This window comes from Martinezella lusitana, from assembly GCF_014207095.1.
Classification (GTDB): Bacteria; Pseudomonadota; Alphaproteobacteria; order Rhizobiales; family Rhizobiaceae; genus Rhizobium; species Rhizobium lusitanum_B.
Window position 1 is genome coordinate 44,265 of record NZ_JACHBG010000012.1, and the last position, 26,152, is coordinate 70,416.

At 60.0% G+C, this 26,152-nt stretch carries 25 protein-coding genes; 8 read left to right on the forward strand and 17 right to left on the reverse strand.

The features are described 5' to 3' along the window. The first annotated feature begins 85 nt into the window (after nucleotides 1-85). Complete coding sequence (locus GGD46_RS21790; RefSeq protein ID WP_184707800.1) at nucleotides 86-1,048, forward strand: S1C family serine protease; 963 nt, start codon at nucleotides 86-88, stop codon at nucleotides 1,046-1,048. A gap of 12 nt (nucleotides 1,049-1,060) precedes the next feature. Here GGD46_RS21790 and GGD46_RS21795 read toward each other — a convergent pair whose 3' ends face one another. Beyond that, nucleotides 1,061-1,837, reverse strand: coding sequence for an SDR family oxidoreductase (locus GGD46_RS21795; protein ID WP_184707802.1), 777 nt, complete (start codon nucleotides 1,835-1,837; stop codon nucleotides 1,061-1,063). 174 nt (nucleotides 1,838-2,011) lie between these two features. Here GGD46_RS21795 and GGD46_RS21800 point away from each other — a divergent pair, with 174 nt between their 5' ends. Both GGD46_RS21800 and GGD46_RS21805 read left to right on the forward strand, forming a co-directional pair. Further along, the gene (locus tag GGD46_RS21800) at nucleotides 2,012-2,425 is read left to right on the forward strand and encodes a hypothetical protein (RefSeq protein WP_184707804.1); all 414 of its coding nucleotides are present in this window, start codon (nucleotides 2,012-2,014) and stop codon (nucleotides 2,423-2,425) included. A gap of 133 nt (nucleotides 2,426-2,558) precedes the next feature. Further along, nucleotides 2,559-2,897: a hypothetical protein gene (locus tag GGD46_RS21805; RefSeq protein WP_184707806.1), complete on the forward strand. Its 339-nt coding sequence runs from the start codon at nucleotides 2,559-2,561 to the stop codon at nucleotides 2,895-2,897. 168 nt (nucleotides 2,898-3,065) lie between these two features. Here GGD46_RS21805 and GGD46_RS21810 read toward each other — a convergent pair whose 3' ends face one another. The 3 genes from GGD46_RS21810 to GGD46_RS21820 all read right to left on the reverse strand — a co-directional run bounded on the left by GGD46_RS21810 (nucleotide 3,066) and on the right by GGD46_RS21820 (nucleotide 5,289). Next, nucleotides 3,066-3,479, reverse strand: a complete 414-nt coding sequence (locus GGD46_RS21810; protein WP_184707808.1) for a VOC family protein — start codon at nucleotides 3,477-3,479, stop codon at nucleotides 3,066-3,068. Between the two features lie 182 nt (nucleotides 3,480-3,661). Continuing rightward, nucleotides 3,662-3,883, reverse strand: coding sequence for a hypothetical protein (locus tag GGD46_RS21815; RefSeq protein WP_184707810.1), 222 nt, complete (start codon nucleotides 3,881-3,883; stop codon nucleotides 3,662-3,664). Nucleotides 3,884-4,158: 275 nt separating this feature from the next. Then, a complete protein-coding gene (locus tag GGD46_RS21820; RefSeq protein WP_184708043.1) occupies nucleotides 4,159-5,289 on the reverse strand; it encodes a helix-turn-helix domain-containing protein in 1,131 nt (376 codons plus the stop codon). A 507-nt stretch (nucleotides 5,290-5,796) separates the two neighbouring features. On the opposite strand from GGD46_RS21820, the gene GGD46_RS21825 reads away from it, so the two are divergent. From GGD46_RS21825 to GGD46_RS21835, 3 genes are all read left to right on the forward strand, one after another. Then, complete coding sequence (locus GGD46_RS21825) at nucleotides 5,797-6,714, forward strand: alpha/beta hydrolase (protein WP_210325671.1); 918 nt, start codon at nucleotides 5,797-5,799, stop codon at nucleotides 6,712-6,714. 145 nt (nucleotides 6,715-6,859) lie between these two features. Beyond that, nucleotides 6,860-7,906, forward strand: a complete 1,047-nt coding sequence (locus GGD46_RS21830) for a P1 family peptidase (RefSeq protein ID WP_184707814.1) — start codon at nucleotides 6,860-6,862, stop codon at nucleotides 7,904-7,906. A 35-nt stretch (nucleotides 7,907-7,941) separates the two neighbouring features. Next, the gene (locus GGD46_RS21835; protein ID WP_184707816.1) at nucleotides 7,942-8,808 is read left to right on the forward strand and encodes a D-amino-acid transaminase; all 867 of its coding nucleotides are present in this window, start codon (nucleotides 7,942-7,944) and stop codon (nucleotides 8,806-8,808) included. 24 nt (nucleotides 8,809-8,832) lie between these two features. Here the strand turns inward: GGD46_RS21835 and GGD46_RS21840 are convergent, their stop codons facing one another. The 7 genes from GGD46_RS21840 to GGD46_RS21870 all read right to left on the reverse strand — a co-directional run bounded on the left by GGD46_RS21840 (nucleotide 8,833) and on the right by GGD46_RS21870 (nucleotide 16,500). Further along, complete coding sequence (locus GGD46_RS21840; RefSeq protein WP_184707818.1) at nucleotides 8,833-9,717, reverse strand: LysR substrate-binding domain-containing protein; 885 nt, start codon at nucleotides 9,715-9,717, stop codon at nucleotides 8,833-8,835. Nucleotides 9,718-9,786: 69 nt separating this feature from the next. Next, the gene (locus tag GGD46_RS21845) at nucleotides 9,787-11,295 is read right to left on the reverse strand and encodes a serine hydrolase (RefSeq protein WP_184707820.1); all 1,509 of its coding nucleotides are present in this window, start codon (nucleotides 11,293-11,295) and stop codon (nucleotides 9,787-9,789) included. Nucleotides 11,296-11,400: 105 nt separating this feature from the next. Further along, nucleotides 11,401-12,165, reverse strand: a complete 765-nt coding sequence (locus GGD46_RS21850) for an ABC transporter ATP-binding protein (RefSeq protein ID WP_184707822.1) — start codon at nucleotides 12,163-12,165, stop codon at nucleotides 11,401-11,403. After that, a complete protein-coding gene (locus GGD46_RS21855) occupies nucleotides 12,162-12,989 on the reverse strand; it encodes an ABC transporter ATP-binding protein (protein ID WP_184707824.1) in 828 nt (275 codons plus the stop codon). The genes GGD46_RS21850 and GGD46_RS21855 overlap by 4 nt, the downstream gene beginning before the upstream one ends. Nucleotides 12,990-12,992: 3 nt before the next feature. Beyond that, nucleotides 12,993-13,895, reverse strand: coding sequence for a nickel transporter permease (gene nikC / locus GGD46_RS21860; protein ID WP_184707826.1), 903 nt, complete (start codon nucleotides 13,893-13,895; stop codon nucleotides 12,993-12,995). Next, entirely contained in the window at nucleotides 13,892-14,905 is a 1,014-nt protein-coding gene (locus tag GGD46_RS21865) for an ABC transporter permease (protein WP_184707828.1), read from the reverse strand. Before GGD46_RS21865 ends, nikC begins: the two co-directional genes overlap by 4 nt. Next, entirely contained in the window at nucleotides 14,902-16,500 is a 1,599-nt protein-coding gene (locus tag GGD46_RS21870) for an ABC transporter substrate-binding protein (RefSeq protein ID WP_184707830.1), read from the reverse strand. Before GGD46_RS21870 ends, GGD46_RS21865 begins: the two co-directional genes overlap by 4 nt. 213 nt (nucleotides 16,501-16,713) lie before the next feature. Between GGD46_RS21870 and GGD46_RS21875 the strand changes: the two genes are divergently transcribed. Further along, the gene (locus GGD46_RS21875; protein ID WP_184707832.1) at nucleotides 16,714-17,751 is read left to right on the forward strand and encodes a dipeptidase; all 1,038 of its coding nucleotides are present in this window, start codon (nucleotides 16,714-16,716) and stop codon (nucleotides 17,749-17,751) included. 18 nt (nucleotides 17,752-17,769) lie between these two features. Here GGD46_RS21875 and GGD46_RS21880 read toward each other — a convergent pair whose 3' ends face one another. Next, nucleotides 17,770-19,137, reverse strand: a complete 1,368-nt coding sequence (locus tag GGD46_RS21880) for a cytochrome P450 (RefSeq protein ID WP_184707835.1) — start codon at nucleotides 19,135-19,137, stop codon at nucleotides 17,770-17,772. Between the two features lie 106 nt (nucleotides 19,138-19,243). Here GGD46_RS21880 and GGD46_RS21885 point away from each other — a divergent pair, with 106 nt between their 5' ends. Beyond that, nucleotides 19,244-19,921, forward strand: coding sequence for a TetR/AcrR family transcriptional regulator (locus tag GGD46_RS21885; RefSeq protein WP_246806439.1), 678 nt, complete (start codon nucleotides 19,244-19,246; stop codon nucleotides 19,919-19,921). Nucleotides 19,922-19,950: 29 nt separating this feature from the next. Here the strand turns inward: GGD46_RS21885 and GGD46_RS21890 are convergent, their stop codons facing one another. The 5 genes from GGD46_RS21890 to GGD46_RS21910 form a co-directional block, all read right to left on the reverse strand. Then, nucleotides 19,951-21,339, reverse strand: coding sequence for an LLM class flavin-dependent oxidoreductase (locus GGD46_RS21890; protein WP_184707838.1), 1,389 nt, complete (start codon nucleotides 21,337-21,339; stop codon nucleotides 19,951-19,953). Between the two features lie 36 nt (nucleotides 21,340-21,375). Beyond that, nucleotides 21,376-22,350: an ABC transporter permease gene (locus GGD46_RS21895; RefSeq protein ID WP_184707840.1), complete on the reverse strand. Its 975-nt coding sequence runs from the start codon at nucleotides 22,348-22,350 to the stop codon at nucleotides 21,376-21,378. A gap of 1 nt (nucleotide 22,351) precedes the next feature. Next, nucleotides 22,352-23,371 (reverse strand): ABC transporter permease, encoded by a 1,020-nt coding sequence (locus GGD46_RS21900; protein WP_184707842.1) that lies wholly within the window; start codon nucleotides 23,369-23,371, stop codon nucleotides 22,352-22,354. After that, a complete protein-coding gene (locus GGD46_RS21905; RefSeq protein ID WP_184707844.1) occupies nucleotides 23,361-24,911 on the reverse strand; it encodes a sugar ABC transporter ATP-binding protein in 1,551 nt (516 codons plus the stop codon). Before GGD46_RS21905 ends, GGD46_RS21900 begins: the two co-directional genes overlap by 11 nt. Before the next feature lie 61 nt (nucleotides 24,912-24,972). After that, nucleotides 24,973-25,977 carry a sugar ABC transporter substrate-binding protein gene (locus GGD46_RS21910; RefSeq protein ID WP_184707846.1) on the reverse strand — a complete coding sequence of 335 codons (1,005 nt, stop codon included), beginning with the start codon at nucleotides 25,975-25,977 and terminating at the stop codon, nucleotides 24,973-24,975. Between the last annotated feature and the right edge of the window lie 175 nt (nucleotides 25,978-26,152).

Sequence of the window (26,152 nt, forward strand, 5' to 3'; positions counted from 1 at the left end):
TACCAACCTGTCGAACTGACAGCCTCCTGCCTTTTACAGCTGCTGCCGGTCCTCGTGGAGACGCATCCGCGTCCTAGGAGTTTTCATGGGCTTCCTTGATCGTGACATCCAGCCGTCATCCGATGCCGGACTGCTGGATGCCTATTCGCAATCGGTATCGAGTGCCGTCGACGTCGTCGGACCTGCCGTCAGCCGGATCGAGCGCCTCGGTGGTCGTGCCGGGCATGGTTCCGGCTTTGCCATCTCTCCCGACGGTCTTGTCGTCACCAACAATCACGTCGTCGACGACGCCAAAGCGGTCCGCATCAAGACGCCGGAAGGGGCAACCGTCGAAGGCAGGGTGCTGGGTCGCGATCCCGACACCGACCTTGCGCTCATCCGCGCCAACGACTGGCCTGGCGCCTGGGCGCGACTTGGCGATTCCAAGACGTTGAAACGCGGCCATATCGCAATCGCGATCGGCAATCCGCTGGGCTTTGAATGGACCGTCACGGCTGGGATCGTGTCGGCGCTCGGTCGGTCGATGCGTGCAGCCAACGGACGGTTGATGGACGATATCATCCAGACGGATGCTGCGCTCAACCCGGGTAATTCCGGTGGGCCTCTGGTATCGTCCGCGGGCGAGGTGATCGGCGTCAATACGGCGGTGATCCAAGGGGCTCAGAGCATCGCCTTCGCTGTTGCCTCGAACACGGCAAAGCATGTCGTTTCTGAAATCCTGCGTTTCGGCCACGTCAGACGCGCCTATATCGGCATTGCAGCAGACACCGTTGAACTGCATCGACGTATTGCATTGGAGGCGGGCGTCACGCATTCCACCGCGGTGCGGCTGCGCCGTGTCGAGAAGGATAGTCCCGCGGAACGAGGCGGCTTGCAGGAGGGCGATTATCTGCTGGCAATCGATGGCCACGCCGTGTCAGGAATAGACGATGTGGTCAGGCTTTTGGACGGCGACAAGATCGACACCGAGATCGAAATTCTGATCTTCAGTGTCGGCGGCTTGATCGAGCGGCGGCGGGTCAAGCCCTCCGCACGCCCGGCGATCTAACCCCGGCGGTTGTCAGCCTCTGCCGACCAGCGGCATTTGCGTGGCCATGACCGTCATTGACAGGACGTTGGCTTCAAGCGGTAGGCTTGCCATGTAAACCACGGCCCGGGCGACATGTTCGGCGGAGATGGTGGGCTCGGCGGCGATCTCTCCGTTTGCCTGCAGTACTCCGGCGCTCATGCGCGCGGTCATGTCGGTGGCGGCATTGCCGATGTCGATCTGGCCGCAGGCTATGTCAAAGGGACGGCCATCGAGCGCTGTCGATTTCGTCAAGCCGGTGATCGCATGTTTTGTCGCCGTATAGGGTGCTGAATGCGGCCGCGGCGTCGTCGCTGAAATTGAGCCATTGTTGATGATGCGACCGCCATGCGGAATCTGGCTCTTCATCAATCGGAAGGCCTGTTGCGTGCAGAGGAAGGTACCGGTCAGATTGGCTGCGACGATGGCGTTCCATTGCTCGAAGCTCAATTCCTCCATCGGCACGGCAGGCAGGCCTATGCCTGCATTGTTGACCAGCAGGTCGAGGCGACCGCAGCGGCTCACAATTGCGTCGAAGAGGGCCCGAACCGAGACCGGATCGCTGACATCGGCGGCAACGGCGAGAAATTCGGCGCCGGTCTCTTCCGCCAACTCCCTGGCGGCTGTCTCGAGAAGATCGACGCGTCGTCCCGAGATCACGACCTTGTAACCGGCGGCGCCGAGCGCTTTCGCTATCGCGCGCCCAAGGCCGGTGCCACCACCCGTCACCAGCGCTACACCGCCTTGTTTCGTGGGTGAAGTCTCGCTCATTTAAGTCTCCCGTCGAGTTCGCTTCTTTAGTTTGTCGTCGTGGCGGCCAGCGCACTGGCTGTTGGTGCATTGCATGCTATTACTACGATCGGGTGTGAGTATCGAGCGAGTCTTTGCTGCCCTAAAAGCGATACTGGCACTATGTCATTTTCTCAATCGGAGGAATAATTGAGAATGTTTCGCCCCCAGAAACTGCTTTTTGCTCTCGCTGTGACGGCTTTGACGACCATCTCGTCGAATCTTTGGGCTGCCGGCTTTGAGAATATCATCGTTTCGACGGACAAGGATGCCGAGACGACCCAGAACAGCTTTGCTGCGGACACGCCGAAAATCTTCGTTTCGGCCGATCTTACCGAAGATGTGGCATCGGGAAGCAAGGTGAACATTGCGTGGATTGCCGTCGACACCGGCGGGGTTGCTCCGGCCAACTACAAGATCGATGAGGTCAATCTGGACATCACCTCCATGATCAATCAGGTGAACTCGGATATAACCAAGCCGAATAATGGCTGGCCGGTTGGGACCTACAAGATCGAATTTTCGGTAAACGGCAAGGCGATGGAATCGGTCGGCTTTACGATCAAGTAAAGCTGGGGATTATCGAGCATTTCCAGCGCGCATCGACCGCTGTTGAGCGGCGTTGAGGGAGGTTGTCATTCCTTTATCCCGGTACTAACCTGGGTCGAAAAGAGATTGGGAATCCATGCTTGACGATTCGATCTTGCCGGTGGCCCTTGCCGCGATATTGGGCGTGATATGTAATATAGCTGCGCCACTCGCCGCCTTTTGGGGCGCGGGAAAGCTACCCCGATGGCAGCTGTGGTTTCATTCGGTCGCCTTCTTGGTGGTGCTGTTGTCGCCCTTGATTGCGATGGTCCTGAGCTTGCCTGACTTGTTCCCTGACGAAGAGGAACCGGTAGGGACGCGTTTTGCGTTTTTGCCGCTCATTGTCGAGGCGGCCATCATCCTGTTGCTCTATTGTCTGGCTGGAGGCATGTTTCTGTCGAAATCAGCCCATTCGAGCATTGCGGCCTGGCATCGCGGAGACCGCTATCTCTGAGGTAGTTCTAGCAAAGCCATGTCGGTTTTGCGGCTGAAGTTGCGTGAAAACAAACGCATAGCGCGTCTTCGCACTTTGACGAAAGCCGGGAATGGTTCTTTTGGTCAAGCTCTAAGGCATTTGAGCCTTCAGGCGCATGGGCCTTTCGCGTGACGGAGCGATCGCCTTTTATCGGGTCGCACCGACAGCGTCGGCTTGTGCTGGCGCACTGGTATTGCCGGTCTTTTGCCTGACCAAGAACTGCCAGGAAACGCCCCAGGCGTCGCGTATCAGGTTGCAAGATGTCGAGGCACCGTGCTTGATGATCTCGCGGCGCAGACGATCTGCTTCGGCCTGCGTTTCGCATTCGATCATGATCTGGGAGTTGTGATCGAAGCGGTCGAGTGGACCGGCCTCGAAGCCCATGTAGGGGCGGCTTGCGAGGGTGAAGCCAGCGAACTTGACGCTGCCGGCCGGGCCGTTCGGATTGCTGGTCAGGATGTTCGAAACCCAACCGATCGACGAACCGGGGATCAGTGAGGTGTAAAGTTCAAGCGCTGCTTCCATATCCTGACGGAACCAAAGATGCTGTCTGAGTTTCATCGTCGCGCACGTCTTTGCGGATATGTTCGGAGATGTATCGCCTGAAGCAAGCGTTCGCTTGTCCAGAAAAACCAATGCCGCCGGTCAATCGCCCTTAGCGGGCGGGAGTACCGGCGGCATGGTCAAGAGTTGCCGATAGCCTTACGTGCTCACCCCTGCGGAGCACCGGGGGCCATGCAACACTATTTTTCTGCGACCCTGCCCGCGAGCGCCATGACGTAGTCGTCCGCAATGTCGGCCAAAGTCAGCGCGACTTCCGACTCGCTCCAGCCCGCCGCGACGACAGCCTGCACGAAATCCCGAAATGCCAGTTCCAGAATTTCCTCGCGCTCGACGGCGCGATAGGCATCGTTGGCGGAATGTTGTGGCTTGCTGATCTCTATTGTCTGGCGTGTGGATACCATCGATCTGCTCCCTAAGATTTGCCTGGTGAACTCCGGGTAAACTCGCCACTCACCAAGGCACTAATGTCGGCTCCAATATTTGTTTCATTTTTAATAAGTTACGAATTGTGTGTCGTTAGCCATGCATCCTGAAACTTGCAGCAGCGTACATTTTCACGATTGCCAAACGGGGTATCGTGTGCGTTGCAGGGCGAATAATGTCAGGAAGCGTTGTGTCGCTTGGAGAAGGAAATAGGCGAACCTTGTCTCATGATGACGACAGGCGCCGGCATTCGTCAGCGATTGTGGCCGAGCATCCTCAACCAAGTATCGAAGGATTGGATCCCGTCGACCGGCATCAGCGGCTGCGGCTGTCCGGCATAATGGGTGGAGGAGAGGTTTCTTGCTTCACGAGGACTGTAGCCGAACTCCTTGCTGAACGCCCGGCTGAAATGTGCGGCCGACGAAAAGCCGATGGTGAAGGCAATGTCGACGATCTGCTCCCGATTGGCGGGGTCGCTGAGCGCCGCATGAGCGGAGAGCAGACGCCGCCGCTGGATATAGTGATGCACGCCGCCCTCCTGTTCGAAGACCTGATAGAGCTTGGTGCGGGATATGCCGAGTTCGCGGCATATGCGGTCCACCGTCAAATCGTCCGAGGTGAGGTTGTTCTCGACGAACCGCCGTATGCGCTCCGTCAGGGTCAGTATGCTGTGTTGCTCTGTACCTGCGGATTGGGCAGCCCAGGATGAAACGCTTGCAAGGATCATCTCGCGCAACGTCTGAACGACATGCGGCAGATCTGCAGCGGCGAAGTCGAGAAGATTCCGCTCGATAATATCCAGATATTCGATCAGGAGCTTGGTGAGGGTCCCATAGAGAGCGATATTGTTCTTGATGTCGGCCGAAGCGGGAGCATCCGACAGCAAGCTGCGCGGCAGAATAAGAGATAGGGTTTTCGCTTCCGTCGAACGCCCTCGGAAAGGATGTCCCAAGGACCGCAGTTCGACCCTGCCTGGCTCGCCTTCCGAGACGAGCCCATCCACTTCGGTCCATGTCCTGCCGCTGCGCAGCACGGAAATGTGCCAGTGATCGACAAGGTTTGCTTTCACTTTCGCCTGCGAGCGCAGATAGCTATGTGGCGGCGTGCTCTGCTGTGTGATCAGCATTCCGCCGAGGTTCCAGGCCGTATGGTCCGCGAGGAAGCCGGCTTCGGTGCCGATATTGTCCGGCAGCCTGAGGTCGATGAGGGGAGCAATATATGCCTGCCACGCTGCAAATTGCGCCCGGGGTTCGAGATCCCGCGTGGAAAACAGAAGCGGCTTCAGGGCCGGGATTTGCTGGCGTGGCTCTTCGCCGATCGTTATGGTCGATCGCGGAAAGCGCCGGCGTTCAGCTTGCGCGGGCTTGTCGTCACCGCCTTCAATATCTTCTTTCGCTTTGGCTTCCCCGAAAGCGGATTGTTCCTCGCGTCGAAAGTCAGGCAATCTGGTCTCCTCAGATACCGCCGCGTCAGAGCAAGAGCATCAGTGTTACGTATTCATCCATGATAAGGCTGAGGCTCCCCACTGCTTCAACAGAACATGGCTGCCAAACCCTTCCGAGAAGAGATGGAAGGTGGCAACATACGCTCACTCTCCATATTTACCACGCTAAGGCATTCATTTGCAGCGGTTTTTTGAAAAGGCAAGCCTTGCTGCAGGTCAATCTGTCGCTAGTGTTGCTATTGATGATGAGGAAAGGCAACAGACGAAGCTCCCTTAAAGGTTGCAGATTGTCGTCGCGCAGACCCATCGCGGGGAGCCCTACCGGCAACCACATTGCCGCCATATACGGATGTTTGCCTCATATCGTCGGAGTCCAGAACGGCGATCCATGATTGTGATCACGACCGATAGCAGGTGTCTTTACATAGAGGCTAGGTTTTCGAATTGATGGCGATGGATCGGCGTTCCTTTCTGCTCGGCACTGTGTTTGCCGCAATTTCTGCGAGAGTGGCGGCATCAAATTCGATCATTCCCCTTTGGTCAGAGCCGCCTCCCGGCGGCGGCGGCCCCTCTGGCAGTCTGCAAAAGAGCGACAGGGGCGCCGTCAGCAATATCGTCGTGCCGAATGTTGAGGTCTTTATGCCCGGACAGGCAAATGGCGCGAGCGTTTTGATTGCCGCTGGCGGCGGATACAAACGCATAGAGCTGGAGCAGGAGGCCTATCCAACCGCGCGCTGGCTGACGGCGCGCGGCATTACGGCCTTCGTGCTGACCTATCGATTGCCGCGGGAAGGGTGGAGCAACGGTCCGTTCGCGCCGCTGCAGGATGCGCAACGTGCCCTGCGTATCATGCGTGCCGAAGCGTCGAACCGGCGTCTCGATCCCACGCGCATCGGCGTTCTCGGTTTTTCCGCCGGCGGCCATCTGATGGGCCTAGCGGCAACCCGCTCTGCCTTTGCCTCGTATCAGCCAGTCGATGCGGTCGACAGCCAATCCGCACGGCCCGATTTGGCTGCGCTGATCTATCCCGTCATCACGCTGAAACCGCCTTATGACCACACCTCCGCCCGCCGTTCGTTAGTTGGCACGCATCCCGAGGCGCAGGCCAGCGCACAATGGTCTGTCGAAACGCAGGTTCGCTCGGGATGTCCGCCGGTTTTTCTTGTGCAAGCGGAGGACGACCCGATCTCCGATCCGGCAAACACGCTCATCATGGCGGATGCCTGCAATAGAGCAGGCGTTCCCGCCGAGTTGCATCGGCTGCCGCGCGGCGGTCATGGTTTTGGCATGGGGAAGCCGGCTATGCCGAGCGCCGAATGGCCTGCCTGGTGGGAGGCCTGGTTGCGCAACCATGGCTTTCTCTGAAGAGATTTGCATGGGCGCAGATCGCTGCGCCGCGCCGGAGCGCGAAGCCCATCTTTGCAAAGCCGGTCTGAAACTATTCCGTTTTTGTTGTGCCTTCCCGCTGCGCGGCAGAGTAATGTCGTGCCATGTTTATGAGGCATGAATAATGGACCAGAAGCGCCATAGAATCCGTGAGCTTGGCTTTGCACCCGGGCATTTCGAGCCCGGCCCGCTGAACGCGATCACCGATGTCGGCGGCGTGCGCGTCGGCCATGTCACCTGCCGTGAAGGCGAGCGCACCCGCACGGGCGCAACGGCGATCCTGCCGCATGGCGGCAATCTGTTTCAGGACAAGGTGCCTGCCGGATTTGCCGTTCTCAATGGTTTTGGAAAGTTTGCCGGCTCCACGCAGATCGTCGAGCTTGGCGAGATCGAAACGCCGATCATCCTTACAAACACGCTGGCCGTCGGGCGAGGCATCGATGCCATCATCCGCCATACGCTCATGCAGCCCGGCAATGAACTGATAGTGTCGATCAACGCCGTGGTCGGCGAAACCAACGATTCCCGTCTCAACGATATTCGTGCCGCGCGTCCGCGCGTCGATGAAATCTCGCTGGCGATCGATGGTGCCGTATCGGGGGCGGTCGAGGAAGGCGCAGTCGGCGCTGGGACCGGAACGGTCGCGTTTGGCCTGAAAGGCGGCATCGGCACAAGCTCGCGCCTGGTGCCTGTCCGCGGAGAAACCTATCGGCTCGGCGTGCTTGTCCAGTCCAATTACGGCGGTCACCTCATCGTTGCCGGCCACGACTATGCAACGCTTGCGGAGCACGACAAGGATGGCTCTATCGTCATCGTGCTCGCGACCGATGCTCCGCTTTGCTCGCGCAACCTCGAGAGGCTCGCACAACGCTGCTTCGGTGGCCTTGCGCGCACCGGTGCGGCGCTGAGCAACGGTTCGGGCGATTATGCGCTGGCCTTTTCGACGGCCGAGACCGTGCGTCGTACCCCTGAGCGCCGAAAGGGGGCGAGTACGGTTCCATCCTTGAGCAATGACGTCGTGTCGCCACTCTTTGAAGCCGCCATCGAAGCGACCGAGGAGGCCATCCTCAATTCGCTTGCCATGGCGGTCGAAACCAAGGGTTTCAATGCCGCGACCGGCAAGAGCTCGACAGTCGATGCCATCAGCCTTCGCGTCTTGGCTCATATCTGAATTTCATTTCCACATCCCGCATTCACGGAGTTTTCATGTCTGCCCAGACGATCCGCACGGTCTATCTAAACGGTGCCTTTTTGCCCGAAAACGAGGCTCATCTGTCCATTTTCGACCGTGGCTTCCTGTTCGGCGACGGCATTTATGAGGTGACTGCCGTACTCGACGGTAAGCTGATCGATAGTGCCCTCCATATGGCGCGGCTGGAGCGCAGCGTGGGCGAAATCGGCGGTCGCTTGCCCATAACGACTGACGAGATCGTCGAGATCGAGAAGTGTCTCGTGGCGGAAAACCAGTTGACCGAGGGGGTCGTCTATCTCCAGTACACGCGCGGCGCCGAAGACCGTAATTTCTTCTATGCCGAAGACCTGGCGCCGACATTGGTGATCTTCACGCAGGCGAAGACGCTTGAGCACGTCGCTGCCGTCGAAAAAGGCCTCAAGGTCAAGTCGATGCCGGATCAGCGGTGGGCGCGGCGCGACATCAAAAGCGTCTGCCTGCTGCCGCAGGTCATGGCAAAGCGTGCCGCCAAGGCCGAAGGCTTCGATGAGGCCTGGCTGGTCGAGAACGGCTTGGTGACGGAAGGTGCGTCCTCGACGGGCTACATCGTCACCCGCGACGGCCGCATCGTTACGCGCGCGAACAGTCAGGCGACCTTGCCGGGTTGCACGCGGCTCGCCATTCTGGACCTGGCACGCGAAGCGGGGCTGGCACTGGAGGAGCGACCATTCTCCGTCGATGAGGCAAAGGCTGCCGCCGAAGTCTGGCTGACGAGCGCTTCGAACTTCATCGTCTCCATCACGAACATCGATGGGGCAGCTGTCGGCGACGGCACGCCGGGGCCGATGTTCAAGCGCCTGCGCGCGCTTTACATGGAAAATGCGCGTCGCACAGCGGTCTGATCCGTCGCAACGGGGTACCGATCGTCAGGGCTTGTCCAGCATCGACCAGATGCGCCCGACGATCGGACGGCGGTTCTCACGAGAACGATAGACGCGAATTTCGACGTCGATGTTCCATTCAGGTTCGGCTGCATAGACCAGCCGGCCGTCTGCCAGCTCTGCTTTGACCAAGCTTTCCGGTATCCAGGCAAGGCCGAAGCCGGCTGCGACCATTCCCTTCAGGCCGACCGACATGCTGCCGACATGCACCCGGTTATCCGCCGGCAGCCGCTCGCCGATGGTGCCGGCCACCAGCTGCCCGAAGAAGGATGCCTTCTGATAGCTGACATGGCTGAAACCGGGTTCGATGCGATGCAGCGGCGAGCCGTCCGTGCCAGGCGCACTGACAGGCAGGATCTTTTCCTGGCCGAGCGTGTGGTACTCGAATTGCGGATCGAGCAGCATCGGCACGTGCAGGTGCTGATAGGTAAGAAGAAAATCGCAATCTCCGTCGATGAGCGAATTCAGATTCTCTTCCATGGTGCCGGAGTCCGCACGCAAATGCGAGACGATCGGCCCGATCCGCGCGTTGAGCCGGCTCAGCCAATCCGGAAAGAAGGTAAAGGACAGGGTATGCAGCGCCGTGAGGGTGACCGTGCGCGCATCGGTGCCATCCTCATGCTGGAGATTGCGCCGCGCCTGGTAGAGAGCCTGCAGCGTCTGTTCGGCTACCGGCACGAAGCGTTCGCCGGCCGCAGTCAGGCGCGAGGGATAGGTTGCGCGGTCAATGAGGCTCGTGCCAACCCAGCCCTCGAGCTGCCGGATGCGGCGGCTGAAGGCTGATTGCGTCACATGGCGCTCGTCGGCCGCCTTCGAAAAATTCAACGTCCGCGCCAGCGCCAGAAAATCTTCAAGCCATTTGACTTCCACTCGAAGCTCCCAAGAGAAACCGGCTGTCAAAGCCTGGTTCTCCTTGGCCCGAATGAGCCGGGAATGCAATCACCCGGCGCGACGGTATTCGATCATTCTTGCCCGGGCGAGCACCAATTCCAGCCGATCCGTCGAGAGGAGATTGATGCACACCCGCTTGGTCCACGGACCATCGACGAGGGTAAAGAGGAAGCGCCCGTTGCCGAGAGCGTGCAGAGGCATGCGATGGCGCACCGGGCCTATGCCCATGACTACGCGGCCGTTTTCGATCTCGAAGCGAGCTCCCTCGGAAGAGTTCCAGACGCCGGACAGGGATGCCGGCACCTCTTGTTCGCGGACCGGGTGGAAACGACGCTGCGCATGTCCGACCTCTCCGACAATGTCCTCGCCGTCCATCTTCAGGCGCATCGGTGACGAAGCCGAGCGAGAGGAAACCCAGGCTCCCTCATCTTCATAAACCGTCTCGTCGGCATCGAGATAGGTCACCGTGCTGCCGGCAACCTTGATCCACCACGGGCCGCTTTCCGTGACATAGGTGCCATCGCGAAGAGCTTGGGATGGGCGCGGCAGGGTTTCTCCGGTCAAGGCCGCCATGGATTCCAGGGCGATCTTATAGCCATTGGTATCCTCGCGATTCGACACCACCACGAAGCCGGTCTTATGGGCGGGGTCGAGCAGGAAGTAGCTCTTGTAGCCGGGATGGGAGCCGCCGTGCCCGATGAATGAGCGGTTGCCGAGCAGGCTTTCGCGCAAGCCTAGCCCGTAACCGCTTATCCGGCCATCGGCGAGCGGCCGCGCAGCCGACAATTGCTGCAAAATTCCTTCAAACGGTTCCTTGTCGCCGAGGAGGCCGATCAGCCATTTTGCAAGGCTCTCGCCGCTGCCCGTCATGCTGCCGGAGGCGGAGATGTGCAGGCCGGCGGCCGAAAGCTGCCAGCGCTCTCCGTCTAGCCAATAGCCCGGGACCAGACCGATGACCGGATCGTTCCAGACATCGGGTGCATCGAGTACCGCGCCGGTCTGTGCGCCGACCTCACGAACGTAATCGCGGAAAAATACGCCCCGTCGTTCGAGTGCTGCTTCCACGAGACGATAGCCCGTATTGGAATAGGAAATCTCGGTGCCGGCCTCGTAATTCAACCGCGTCTGGCGTGCGAGAAAATCGAGCAGCGGGCCAGCCTTGGTCTCTGTATAGACAGACAGTCCGAGCAGCGACAGGCATTCGCGTGTATCGGGCAGGCCGCCGCTCATGTCGAGAGCCCGGCCGACGGTGACATCGCGAAGAGGCGCCTGCAGTTCGGGCAGATGCTTGCCTAGAGGGTCGTCAAGACCGATCTTGTCGGAGTGCGCGAGTACCAGCGCACAAAAGGCATGCTTCGTCACCGAGGCGTAGCGAATGACGCTTGCTGCGGTGAAAGGCGCAAGCGTCGACAGGCTTTCGACGCCGCCGGCTTCGGCAAAGCGGATACCATTTTCATCGAAGCCGATGACAGCGCCGCCCGGCTCACCCTTGCTCCAGCTCTGCGCGAATTGAGCAGCGCATTCCCGCGCCGCCTTCCAGTTTACCGTTTCAGACATGCATGCCTCGTAAATGCGGACTACAGCGCCGCGCGTCATACTTGACGCGCAAAGGTCGCTTTAGCATTTCAAAATTTCTTCATAACTCCTTAGATCGATTTCGATTTAAGGAGTTATGAAGTGGGCCGGTTCCGCTTCTTCGAACTCGACGCTCAGGCGGCGCAGTTCCCGTGTGTGAGGGTGGGTTACGTTGCCGCGCCGCAGATCGTCGGACGTAAGCTGCTCAACCATCTGGCCATCGATCATGACCCCGACCCGTGTGCAGAGATGCGCGATCACGCCGAGATTGTGGCTGACCATTACATAGGTGAGCTTCCGCTCCTTACGCAGGTCGGAGAGCAGATTGAGAATCTCGGCCTGGACGGAGACGTCGAGCGCACTCGTCGGCTCGTCGAGCAGCAAGATCTTCGGTTCCGCTATCAGCGCACGCGCGATGGCGACACGCTGCCGCTGGCCGCCCGAGAGCTGGTGCGGATAGCGGAAGCGGGCGCTTTGGGGCAGGGCGACATCGGAGAGCGCTGACGCGATACGCCGATCGATGTCGCCCATGCGGTGAACGAGCGGCAGCTCGCTCAGGATTCGGTCTATGGTCTGGCGCGGATGCAGCGAACCATAAGGGTCCTGGAAGACCATCTGTACCTTGCGGAAGAAATCCGGTGTGCGATGCTGCGACGCGGCTTCTCCGTTGAAGACGATGCGCCCCGCCCAGCTTGTATTCAGGCCGGCCATGGCGCGCAGCACGGTCGATTTGCCCGAGCCGGATTCGCCGACGATGCCGAAGCTGCCGCCTTCCTCTACCTGGAAGGAGACGCCCTTGACGACTTCGCGCTCGCCGAAGCGGATCCGCAGATTATCGATCTCTATCGTCATTTCAGCCACTCCGGGTCACGCTCGAGAATGGGCAGCCGTTCCTTCGGATGCGTAAGCGAAGGAATGCAGTTCAGCAGACCGCGCGTATAGGGATGGGCGGCGGAAAGCAACTCGGAAGCCTTGATCTCCTCCATCACGCGCCCGGAATACATGACTGCAACGCGGTCGCAGAAATGCGAGACGAGCGGCAGGTCATGGCTGATGAGCAGCAGCCCCATGGAGCGCTCGGAGACCAGCTCCTCGATCAGCCGCAGGATTTCGGCCTGCACGGTCGCATCGAGCGCACTTGTCGGTTCGTCCGCGATGAGCAGTTCGGGGTCCGGCGCCAGCATCATGGCGATCATCACGCGCTGGCCCATACCGCCTGAGACCTCATGCGGATAGGAGGCAGCGACGGCCTTCGGATTGCGGATCTTGACCTGCTCGAGCAGATTGGCTGCGGCCTCCGCTGCCTCGCGGCGGCTTCCGCCCTTATGGGTCCGCCAAGCCTCGGCAACCTGATTGCCGATGGTCTTGACGGGATTCAGGGAGTATTTCGGATCCTGCAGAATGAAACCTGCCCGCTTGCCGCGAATGGTGCGCATCTGCTTTTCGCTGGCGGACAGGATATCGATGCCGTCGAAGGCAAGCTTGTCGGCTTCGATACGGGTCTGTCTTGGCAAAAGCTTCATCAATGCGCGTGCCGTCAGGCTCTTGCCGGAACCGCTCTCGCCGACGATGCCGAGCTTCTCGGCACCGAGGCGCAGAGAAACGCCCTTGACCGCAGGAGCAAAGCCGGTGCGCGTCTTGAAGCCGATGCGCAGATTGTCGATCTCGACCAGCATGGATCAGTTCCCCTTCGGATCGAGCACGTCGCGCAGCGCATCGCCCAGGAAATTGAAGGCGAGCGAGACGAGGAAGATGGCGATGCCGGGGATCGTTGCGACCCACCATTGTTCGAAGATGAAGCGTTTCGCCGTTGCGATCATCGCGCCCCATTCCGGCGAAGGCGGCTGTGCGCCCATGCCGAGGAAGCCGAGGCTTGCCGCAGTGATGATGATGGAGCTCATATCGAGCGTGACGCGAACGATGAGGCTCGGCAGGCAGAGCGGGGCGATATGGCGCATGATGATGCGCCAGGAAGAGGCGCCCGTCAGGCGATAGGCGGCGATAAAATCGGCGCCACGCACGGTCATCGTTTCGGCACGCGCCAGCCGCGCATAAGGAGGCCAGGCGGTGAGCGCGATCGCAAGAATGGCGCTCTCGACGCCTGGTTTCAGCGCCGCCACGAAGGCAAGCGCCAGCACGAGGCGAGGAAAGGCAAGAAAGATGTCGGTGAGGCGCATCAGCGCGGTATCGACCATGCCGCCGAAATAGCCGGCGATGCAGCCGATGGCGAGACCTATCGGCGCGACGAGCACGACGACGGCAATGACCATGCCGAGGGTCACGCGACCACCATAGAGAAGACGGGAATAGATGTCGCGGCCGAGTTCGTCGGTGCCGAGCCAATGGGCAGCGCTTGGACGCGCAAGACGGTTCGCCAGATCCTGCGTCGCCGGATCATGGGTTGCAAGCCAGGGCGCGAAAAGCGCAAGCAGGATGAACAGCGTGATGATCGAAAGACCGATCATCCCAAGGGCATTGCCCTTCAAACCGAGCCAGATGCGATAGCGATCGCCCCAGGCGGCCTGACGTCGGGAAGCGGGGGACTCGTCGAGAGCCCAATTGCGAAAAGTTGCAAGCATCATCGCACCCTCGGATCCAGCAGGCGATAGAAGAGATCGGCGACGAGGTTCAACCCTACATAAATGATGCCGATCAAAAGCGTGGTGCCGATAACCGGGTTCATATCGCCGTTCATGAGCGAGTTGGTCAGGTACTGGCCGATGCCGGGCCAGGAAAAGACCGTTTCGGTGACGACGGCGCCTTCGAGCAGTCCGGCATAGGTCAGCGCCAGCACCGTTACCAGCTGCACGGCAACCGTCGGGAAAGCATGCCCCCAGATGACGCGGCTGAGGGACAGACCCTTGGCGCGCGCGGTGATGACAAACTCGCCTTTTAGCGCGTCGATCATGAAGGCGCGCGTCATGCGGGCTATGTAGGCCATGCTGAAATAGGCAAGGATGCAGACCGGCTGCGCCATATGGGCGAGCGCATCCCAGAAAGCGTCCAGATCGCCGGCAAGCAAGGTGTCGACGGAAAGCAACCCGGTGATCGGTGTGATCATGCCGTCATAGATGATATCCTGCCGTCCCGGGCCAGGCGCGATGCCGAGCGCCGAATAGAAGACCAACAGCGAAATGAGGGACAGCATGAAAACCGGAATGGAATGGCCGGCCAGGCACACGACGCGGATCGCCTGATCGGTGATCGTTCCCTGCCTGACGGCAGCCCAGACGCCGAGCGGAATGCCAATGATGGCGGCAAGGATAAGGGCCGCGGTCGCGAGCTCGAATGTCGCTGGAAAGAAGCGGGCAATATCCTGCGCGACCGGATTCTTCGTCAGCACGGACATGCCGAGATCGCCATGCAGAAGCTGGCTCAGATAATGCAGGAACTGCACAGGGAGGGGCTGATCGAGGCCCATTTCCGCCCGCACGCGTGTGACCACCGCCTCGGGTGCATTGTCGCCGACAGCGGCAATGACCGGATCGACCGGCATGACGCGGCCGATCAGGAAGGTGACGATCGACAATCCGAGCAGCGTCAGGATGACGCTGCTCAGAATGGCGGAGAAAGATCTGATCCGACGGGTCAAGCCTTGCTGGTCTCCTGATAGGAATTGGCTTCCGAAAGGGCGCCAAGCCGGAAGCCGGACACGGCCTTGCGGCAAGCTGCAGTCTTCACCGTCTGGAACATGAAGGCGAAGGGGCTGTTCTGCATGTGCTCGCGCTGCAACTCTTCATAAAGAGCGATACGCTTGGCCGGATCCTTCTCATCGCGGGCGGCTTCTGCCTTGGCGGCGAAGTCGTCGTTCTTGAAGCGTGAGCGCCACAGGAACGGCTTACTCTTGGCGTCGTCGGAATTGTCCTTGTTGATGGTGAAGACTTCGCCGTTGGAGTTCGGATCGAAGTAGTCCGTACCCCAAGCGGAAAGCGCCATCTCGTGCTGGCGCGCACGCATCTTGGTCAAAACCTGGCGGTTTTCGGCAGATTGCAGCTTCACGCGAATGCCGATTTCGGCGAGGTTGGCCTGGATGGCCTGTGCCAGATCCGGATAGGGCTGGGCGGCATAATGGTCCATAGTCACTTCGAAACCGTCGGCAAGCCCGGCTTCGGCCATCAGAGCCTTCGCCTTCGCAATATCCTTCTGGAAGGGCGTGTCGCTGATTGCCGAAGGGAAACCTTCCGGCTCGAAGCTCTGGTGGATCGTGTGGGTCAGCGGCACGATGTTCTCATGCATGCCCTTGTAGTCGAGCGCCCACTTTACCGCCTGCCAGACCTGCGGCTTGGCCAGATTGGCAACACCCTGATTGAGCGAGATCACCACCAGTCCGGCGATGCTCTTCCTGACCAGCGTGAAATCCGGATCGTTCTGGATGGTGCGCAGCTGCTCCGAAGTCAGATCACGGGCGATATCGACATCGCCCTTCTTCAGCATCAGGAGCTGCGAAGCCGGATCGGTGACATGGCGCAGGATGACGCGCTTCAGATTGCCCTTGTAGGGGCCGTGCGGATTGACCGTGAGCGATATGGCTTCGCTCGCCTTCCAGGACTGAAGCTGGAAGCTGCCGGAGCCGGCGCTGTTCTTCTGCAGCCAGGCATTGCCCATGTCGCCGTTCACTTCGTTGGCGAGCGCGACCTTCTTTTCGACCACGGCGGCGATATTGGCCGAGAGGCAGTAGAGCAGGAAGGCGATCGCGGTCGGCTTTTCGGTCGTGAGCGTCAGCGTGTCGGCATCGGTTGCGACGATGCGGCTTTCCACATTCTCGGCGGTGAAGCCGAACTGATTGATGATGAACGCAGCGCCCTTGTTCATCTTGATCGCGCGGTGCAGCGAGAAGGCGACGTCTTCGGTCGTGACGGGAGAGCCGCTTGCGAAGCTTGCCTTGGCAAGCTTGAAGGTGAAGACCTTGCTGTCGGCATCGGCAGCCCAAGATGCGGCGAGCACCGGATCGACCTTGGAGGGATCATCGGTGTTGGGGCGGACCAGCTTCTGATACATGTTGCTGATGACTTCGCCGCCCACAGCTTCGAAGCTCTCGTGCGGATCGAGGCTCGTCATGTTGTCGAGCTGCTGAGCAACGACAAGTACGTCTTTTGGCGTTGCGGCAAATGCCGATTCTGCAAGATCGAGATAGGACAGGAAGGGCAGCGTACCGCTGCCGATGAGAAACTGGCGTCTGGAAACCATGCGAAATCCCCTTTCACTCTCGCGGCAAAGGCTCGGTGGCAAGCAGACGGGGCTTGGCACGGCTTGGCCGCTATCGTATTTTCGCCCGGTTCTTTAACAGCGCCTATTGCGAGCGCCTAATTCCGTTTTTCGCAGAGCCTATGCGCGGTTTGCATTTGCTCGACCGAGTAAGCTTGCCTAGGCAGGTATCAATGACAATTTTTGGATTGAGACATGACCCAATCTTCGTTCGTTCCCGTATTCGATGGCCATAATGATGTGCTGCTGCGGTTGCGCCGTGGCGGCTCGAATCCCGTCAACGCCTTTCTGCAGGGCGAGGATGCAGGGCACATCGATCTGCCGCGCGCACGCCGCGGCGGCCTGGCCGGTGGGCTTTGCGCGATCTTCATCCCGTCTTCGGACCAGCCGCGCCCCGAAAATGTCGACTTTGTCACCCCCGCGCAGCCCGATGCATTGAACGAGACCCTGGCGATGGCCCGGCTCCTTTTCGACATCGAAGCCCAGTCGGATGGTGCCGTTAAGGTTTGCCGCTCGGCCGCCGACATTCGCAGCTCGATTGCCGAGGGACGGTTTGCCGCGGTTTTCCACATCGAAGGCGTGGAAGCGATCGGTGCCGATCTCGATGCGCTCTACGTTCTTCATCAGGCGGGGCTGCGCTCGCTCGGTCCTGTCTGGAGCCGGTCGAATGTCTTCGCCCATGGTGTGCCCTTCCGCTTCAACTCGACGCCCGATATCGGTGCCGGCCTGACCGATGCCGGCAAGGACCTGATCCGCGCCTGCAACGAGCTGAAGGTCATGATCGATCTCTCGCATATGAACGAGAAGGGCTTCTGGGATATTGCGAAGCTGTCGAATGCGCCGCTCGTCGCCTCGCATTCCAACGCTCATACGCTCTGCCCGCACAGCCGCAATCTGACGGACAAGCAGCTCGATGCGATCGGCGAGTCGAACGGCCTGGTCGGCATCAATTTCGGTGTGCTGTTCCTGCGCGATGACGGCGTGAAGAACGCCGACACCCCGCTCGAGATCCTCGTCCGACACGTTGCTTACATCGCAGAACGGATCGGGATCGATCACGTCGCCCTCGGCTCCGACTTCGACGGCACGACCATTCCGCAGGCGCTCGGCGATGCCGCTGGCCTGCCGAAGCTGATCGACGCGCTGCGTACGCATGGTTTCGACGATCAGGCGATCGCAAAAATCGCCCATGAAAACTGGGTCCGCGTCCTGGAGCAGACCTGGGGCGGCTGAGACAAGGCGCGGTTTCGCCTATCGCTCGATAAGATTGATTGGCAAAGGATGCATCGGTCGCAATGTCACCTTCATGACCGGCTTGGGCGAGGTTTCGCTCGCGCCGGTCACCCGAAACTTCTGAAGCAGGGTGGCAAGAATCGCAACGGCTTCCATCATGGCAAAGCCGTTGCCAATGCATACGCGCGGCCCAGCACCAAACGGCATGAAGGCAAAGCGGTGGCGGCTCCTGCTCGCCTCGGGATCGAAGCGTTCGGGGTCGAAGACCAGCGGATCTTCCCAAAGAGCAGCATGGCGATGGACCGCGTATATCGGAACATAGAGGATCGTGTCGGCGGGAATCCGGTACGCGCCAAGCGTGAACTCACGAATGGCAGTCCGCGATATGACCGGCGCCGGAGGATACAGTCTCATGGATTCGGAAAAGACCTGTCTGGCATAGGTCAGTTTACCAACATGCTCGGCAAGTAACGGACCGCCCTCGGTCACCGTGGCGATTTCGTGGAACAGCCTCGCCTGACAATCCTGATGGCGGGCAAGAAGGTGCAGCGTCCAGGCAAGGCCGAGCGCAGTCGTTTCGTGCCCGGCGGTGATAAAGGTCATCAGATTGTCGATGATTTCCTCATCGCTCATCATCCGGCCCGTCTCGGGGTCGGCTGCCTCAAGCAGCATTGATACGAGGTCATGGCGTTCGAGGCCGCTGCGTCTCCGTTCGGCAATCACCGTGGCAAGGGTTGCGCGCAGGAAGATGACGGCGGCTCTTGCCTTTTCCTTGCCGGGATGTGGCATCCAGTTGGGCGCGCCGACCAATCCAAGCGCGAATTTCCAGCCGGTTGGCTTGAGATAGTTGGTGATATTGCGCTCGACCCTATCGACATCGATACCGTCGCCGCCGGACATCATCGTCTCGACGATAATGTCAAAGGTGGTGCGCATCATTTCCTGGCAGAGGTCGAGGGGTTTGCCTCTGTGAGTGAGCCAAAGATCGCGCCGATGCTCTGCGGCCGCAATCATAGCAGGTTGAAGCTCAAGCAGCTTTTCGTGGCGAAAGGCAGCGGCTACCGATTGCCGCTGCCATTTCCAATGCGCGCCGTCCGAGGTGAGAATGCCGTCGCCGAGGGCGGGGCCGAGCAGACGCTGGACATCCTCACCCTTGCCGAGCGCATCGGAATTGCGGACGAGCGCCTGATAGATCAGTTCGGGATCGGCGAGGTAGAGCCGTGACTTTCCAGCCATTTGCGTGAAGACGAAGGGCTCTTCGAAGATCTGTGGCGGGAGTGCATCGAGCGGATTGCGGATCAGGGAAAGGAGCACGCGCGGCATCGAGCGCGGTGTGAGCGGAAATGCGCCGGGCGACTCGGTAGCGGCGTTAACGCTCGCGTTCATGCCTCAGCCTCCTTGTTCAAGACTATGGGTGCTTGTAGATCAGGATTAAGGTGTTTACCTTAAAAAACATAGGGTGGATGCATTGAGGCTGCAAGAGGGAATGAGCTTGGCGGAAAGCAAAGGCGGAAAAACAGGCTCGAGCGAGCGGCTCGGCACGCGCGAGAGGATCCTTGTGTCGACACTGTCCCTGTTCAATCAGAAGGGGCCAGAGGCGGTGACGACAGCTGAAATCGCCAAGGCCGTCCACATCAATCAGGGCAATCTCTACTATCATTTCCGCACCAAGGAATCGCTGGTGCTGGCCTTGTTTTCAAGGTTCGAGGCCGATGCATTGGCGCTGCTCGAGGAGGCCGATGCCATCCAGGGAGCGGATTCGAAAGCCTATGCCGGCTTTCTGCGCAAATGGTTCTCGCTGGTCTGGACCCATCGCTTCCTGTTTCGCGACATTCCGGGCCTGCTGGCGATCGCACCGGGCTTGAGAGCGCCGATCCTGATGGTCAGTGGCGGCATGCGGCTATCCGTCGATGTCATTTTTCAGCGAATGGAACATGCCGGTTTGATCCACGTCGCCGCGGAGGATCGCAAGCCGCTATTGACGAATATGTGGATCGTCTCGACCTATTGGGCGGTTTATCTTGGCCTGCAGGAGGGCGTTCGCGACCTGCTGCCAAACCATGTCCACTGGGGGCTGAGCCAAGTCTCGGGCCTGCTGCGTCCGTATCTTTCGGACGAGGCAAGGGCCGATCTTGAAGCCATGCTTTCAGAACCTTTTCCCGAGTTCTGAAAGCAATCGGATGGAGCATGGCCTGGTGGCTAGGATGCCCGTGCAACGAGATCGCGAAGATTGCGATAGCCGGCCGCCGGATGCGGCGCGGCGAGCCGCGGGCCGCCCCCGCCAAGCTTTTCGCGTAGCGTCCCCGCGCTATAGTCGGTCTTGTAGACGCCGCGCTTTTGCAATTCCGGCACCAGAAGGTCGACGGCATCCTCGAAGCTTTCGGGCGTGACAGCATAGGCGAGATTGAAGCCGTCCACATCGGTATCCTCGATCCATTCCTGCATCAGATCGGCAACCGTCTGCGGCGAGCCGACAAAGACCGGGCCGAAGCCGCCAATGCCGACCCAATCGGCCATCTCGCGCACGGTCCATTGTTTGTCCGGGTCGATCGTCGTGAAGGTCTCGACGGCGGACTGGACCGCGTTGGTATAACGGTGCCGAAGCACTTCATCCGGCGAGAACTGCCCGAAGTCGATGCCGGTCCAGCCCGAGATCAACGCCTGTGCGCCTTCGAGGGAGGCGTATTGACGATACTCGTTGAACTTGCGCTGCGCTTCCGCATCGGTCTCGCCAAGGATCACGGTCTGCAGGTTGAAGGATAGGATTTCGCGCGGATTGCGGCCAGCGCGCTCGGCGGCCTCGCGAACATTGGCGACATAACGCTTCAGCACCGCCTTGGAGGGCGCCGCCACGAAGATACATTCGGCATGTGCGCCGGCGAAATCCTTGCCGCGGCTCGAAGAGCCGGCCTGATAAAGTACTGGCGTGCGCTGTGGCGACGGCTCGCTCAAATGAATGCCCGGGACGGTGAAATGCTTACCGGAATGGCGGATTGGGTGAACCTTCTCCGGCCGCGTGAATATGCCCTTCTCGCGATCGCGGATAACGGCATCATCTTCCCAGCTGCCTTCCCAAAGCTTGTAGCAGACTTCGAGATATTCCTCCGCCAAGCCGTAGCGGTCGTCATGCTTTGTTTGTGCCGCCTGGCCGATGTTGAGGGCGCCGCTGTTCAAATAGGAGGTGACGATGTTCCAGCCGACGCGGCCCTTGGTTAGATGGTCGAGTGTCGAGATGCGCCGGGCAAAGGTGTAGGGATGCTCGAAGGAGAGTGAGGCGGTCAGACCGAAGCCGAGATGCTCTGTTTCGTAAGCCATGGTCGGAATGAGCTGCAGCGGATCGTTGACCGGGACTTGTGCGGAATGGCGAAGGGCCGCATCGACATTGCCGTTCAGCACGTCATAGACGCCAAGCACATCGGCGATGAACAGCCCATCGAACTTGCCGCGCTCCAGCGTCTTTGCCAGATGGACCCAATAGTCGAGATCCTTGTAGGTCCAGGACTTGTCGCGCGGATGGCGCCACAGGCCCGGTGACTGGTGTCCGACGCAGTTCATATCGAAGGCGTTGAGCCTGATCTCGCGAGTCATCTCTATTGTTCCTGCATGATTTCGATGAGCCGGCGCTTAGGCGCCGACGGCTTTCTTGTTGACGAAGCTGAAGGCGAGCACGGCGAAGATCAGTAAGCCTGTACCGACCTGCTGCCAGTAGAAGTTCAGGCCTGTCAGCAGCAGGCCGTTGGCGACGATGCTTAGGAGCAGAACTCCGAGCACTGTGCCGGCGACGTTCGGCCGCCCTAGCGGCGAGAGAGTCGTGCCGATGAAGGTGGCTCCGATGGCATTCAACATGAAGCCGTTGCCGGAGGAGGGGATATAGACCGTCACCGTCGCGGTCAGGATCAGCCCGGCGAAGGCGGCTATGATGCCGGCAAGAATGAATGTCGCGGCAACGTGACCCCGAAGCGCAATCCCCGAATATCGTACTGTCCGCGGCTGGATGCCGATTGCCAGGACCACGCGTCCGAAGCGCATCCGTGCAAAGAGCAGGGCTGCCCCAGCGATGATAACGGCTGCGATCAGCAGCGGTACGGGAATGCTTCCGATCGTACCATGTCCGATGAAACGAAATGCCTCGGGAACGCCGGATGGTGGCAGATAGACCGGATTGCCGCCACCTGTCAGCAGTTGTTGGATGCTGCGACCGATGAACAGCGTCCCAAGCGTTGCCAGGAATGGCGATACGCCGATACCGGAGATCAAAGCGGCATTGAATGCCCCGACCAGCGCCCCGGCGCCAAGGCCCGCCAGAGCCGCCAACGGCACCGGCAGGCCGGCCAGAATGCTTGAGACGAAGGCAAAGCTTGCAAAATCGACGGCGGTGCCGACGGAAAGATCAATGCCACCGGTCGCGACGGCAAAGGTCATCGCGATCGAGACGATGGCAAGCAGCGTGAAGTTGTTGACAAGAATGCTCTGCAGATTGCCGGCGCTGAGGAATGTTGGGGCAGCCAGGGAGAAGAGCGAGAAGACGGCAACAAGCGCGATAATGAGGCCATAGCGGCTGATGCCGGCCAGAGGCCTTCCTGAAACAGCCACGGACATGTCAGATCTCCCGTTTGCGCAGCAAGGTGGTGGCCGAAACGACGACCAGGATGAGCAGACCCTGAACGCCACTCACGAGCGTGCTCGGAAGGTTCAGAAGCTGGAAACCGTTGATCAGGAAACCGACGAACAGCGTCGATATCAATGTTCCGCCGATCGTCGGCACCAGGCGGCGTGAGAAGACCGAACCGAGCAGCGCCGTCACCACCACAGGAAGCAGCATTTCGCCTGAGCCGGTCGTGCTGCCGCTAAGATAGGACACCGACAGGACGCCGGCGATACCGCCGCAAAGCCCGCTTGCGACGAATGCGCCAGCGACCAGCTTCTTCAATGGAAGCCCGGCGGCCCGCGCTGCTTCGGGAAATTCGCCGACGGCGTAAAGCCGCAGGCCGAGCGGGGTATATTGCACGACAGCCGCAGCGATGATCGCAAAGCCGATCAGCACATAGGCAAGGATAGGGATGCCGAAGCCATCCGAAGCGGAAAGCGCAGTCAGGAAATCCGTCGTGGCGGGAAGAACGGTGTTCTGGGTCAGAACCAGCTCCAGACCGGCGACAACATTCATCACGGCAAGCGTCGCAAGCAGGGGCACAATACCTGCGAGCACGATGGCCAGTGCGTTGACGATGCCGATCGCCACGCCTGTGGTGAGCGCGGCTGTACCTGCCGTCAGGTCATTGAAACCCAGCTGGATCAGCGTTGCGTAGACGGCTGCGCTGAGACCCATGTTGGCGGCAAGCGAAAGGTCAATACCGCCGGTGACCACGTTGGCCCCCCCGGCGATCAGCACGATCGTCAGGCCGATGGCAAGCACGCCGGAAATGGCCGATTGGCCGAGCACGTTGCCGATATTGCCGACGCTCAGGAAGTAGGGCGCCGTCAGCGAAAAGATCACCAGGATCGATAGGAAGGCGAGCAGCGAGCCGAAACGCAGGGTCGCGGCGGCGAGCTTGCCGCCCGACGGCAGTGCGCGCGTGTTGCCAACCTCAGGGAGGGACGCGAACTGGACGTCAGCCGACATGACGCAATCCTTCTATGGCTCCAGTCGCTGCTGACAGCACTTCGTCCGTTGTAGTTTGGGAAGAAACGAGTTCGCGCGTCAGGCGGCCGCGGAAGAGTACGAGGATCCGGTCGGTTATACCGACGAGTTCAGGCAGGTCCGACGACAGCACGATCACACCCGCACCGCGGGCGGCAAGCTCACCGATAAGGGAATAGATCTCGACCTTGGAGCCGATATCGACGCCGACCGTCGGCTCGTCCAGCAGGTAGATTTCCGATTTGCGGCTCAGCCATTTGGCGATCGCCACCTTCTGCTGGTTCCCGCCCGACAGCGTGCGGACCAGAGCTTCTCGTCCCGCCGTCTTGATCTGCAGACGCTTGATGAGCTCGTCGGTATCGCTTGCCTCGCGTCTGCGATTGAGAAAGCCGAGGCGCGTATAATGGGCAAGGCTCGAGAGCGTGATGTTTTCTCCCACGCTCAGATCGAGGCCTACGCCATGACCGCGTCGGTCTTCCGGCACCAGCGCCAACTGATGATCGACAGCTTCGCCTGGACTGCGCGGCTTCAAGGTTTTCTCTTCGATATCGATCTCGCCGCCCATCGCTGCCTGCAGTCCGAAGAGGGTTCGGACAAGATCCTTTGCTCCGGAGCCGAGCAACCCTGTGATGCCGAGGATTTCGCCGCGGCGTAGAGTGAAGCTGACATCATGGAAGCGGTTGGCTGCCGAGAGATTACGAACCTTCAGAATTTCGGCGCCGAGTTCGACTTGCCGCTTCGGGAACATCTCGCCTAAATCCCGCTCGACCATCAGCGTTGCGATGCCGTTTGCCGAGGTCTCGCTCATGGGTAGCGATGCGACATCGACACCATTGCGCAATACTGTAACATCGTCGCATAAGGCCTCGATCTCATTGAGGTAATGAGAGATGTAGATGATGGTGACGCCCTCGCTGCGCAGGCGATGGATGAGACGAAACAGAATTTCCGCCTCCTGACGCACCAGAGCCGCGGTCGGCTCGTCGAAGACGAGCAACTTCGGCTGATGCAGCAGTGCGCGCGTGATCTGAACGATCTGCTGTTCGGCCGTTGAAAGCTCGCTGATCAGAGCATTTTTCGGCAAATCAACGCCAAAATAATTGGCGAGGATCTCTTCGGCTCGGCGTCGCATTGCATTGCGATCGAGGAATGGCGTGCCCGCCAGGCGTAGCTCCCTTCCGAGAAACAGCGTCTCACCGACAGTGAAGGTCGGCACCAGGAGCCGGTCCTGATGGATGAAGTGGATGCCGAGGTCTTCGCAAAGATGTGGCGTCAGCCGATCGATTTCTTTGCCTTCGATCTTGATGCGGCCTTCATCCGGCCTGTGCAGGCCGGCGAGGAGTTTGATCAAGGTCGATTTGCCGGCCCCGTTCTGCCCGACAAGCCCATGCACGGTGCCGCGGCGTACACTGAGCGATGCGCCGGCCAATGCTTGTGCACCGCCAAAGCGCTTCACGATGCCTTCGAAGCGAACGATGTGCTCCGGGCTTTCGGTCGTTGGTGGAAGTTCGGTCGCCGTCATTGGAAAAGGCCCTCGCATTCAATGTGGCGATGCGACGGAAGCCGCATCGCCGGTCCACGCATCAGCCGATGCCAAGCTTCTTGACGATGTCGGCGACGTTGCTCTTGTTGGCGAGGAGTGCAGGCACGTAGGTTTCGCGCGGCAGCGTCTGACCTGCTAGCAGCCTTGCGACGTTGCGAATGGCCGTGCGGCCGATTTCCGCCGGTTGCTGGGCGGCATCTGCGCCGGCGGGCGAGTTCGGATCGGCCACCAGCTGCAGCACTTCCGGACTTCCGTCGACGCCATAGGTCCGGATTTCAGTGCGGCCGGCGGCGGTGAGCGCCTGCGTCGCGCCAAGCTGGGGAATATCCCAGGCCGACCAGATGGCCTTGATCGAACCCTTTTCCGGATACTTGTTGAGGATCGCGGTGATCTGCGTGAAGGCGTCCTGAACCGTATTCGGAATGACGTCCCGGAGCTCCGGTTGGACGATCTTCACCTTGGGGAAGTACTTGACGACATTGACGAGCTGATCGTAGCGGATGGCGCATGGCGTCACGCCGTAGAAGCCGTTGAAGACGATGATATTGCCTTCGCCGCCGATATCGGAAACGAGCTGCAGTGCCAGATCCTTGCCGATGCCCCAATTGTCCGATGTGGTGTTGTTGATCGAATTCGTCGAGCCGACGTCAACGGTAAGAACGGGAATGCCGGCGTCGCGCGCCTTCTTCAGCCAAGGGTCGATAACACTCAGCGTGCCAAGAATCTGGACGATTGCATCCGGTTTCTGTGCGATCAGCGTCTGCAGTTGCGATACGAGCTTGCCATCGTTTCGGCCGGCGTCGACAGCGATCGGTGTGCCACCCAGCTTTTTCACCTCATCGATCTGGGCGTTGTAGGCCTGCAGATCGAAATAGTGGTCGGTACCGGTCGCGCTGATCGCGATGCGCTTGCCCTTCAGGGACAAGCTATCATCCGCGGCCGAAGCCTTGCTCGAAATAATCCCTGCCGTTGCCAGGGCAGCGCCGGCAGCGGTCAGCTTCAAAATATCTCGGCGCCCGAAGCCTGTCGTGTTTTTCTCGGTCATGAAAGCATCCTCTCCAGCAATGCATATGAAACAATAGAATATAAAATAGATAGATTTTACGGCTTTAAGGGAGGAACGATTTTCCAAAACCGCCGGGCGGGAGGGAATATCCGTGAGCGGCAAACCGTGTGTGCAGATCGGCGTTTCCTGCAACCTGCCTAAAACGGGTGGAGCG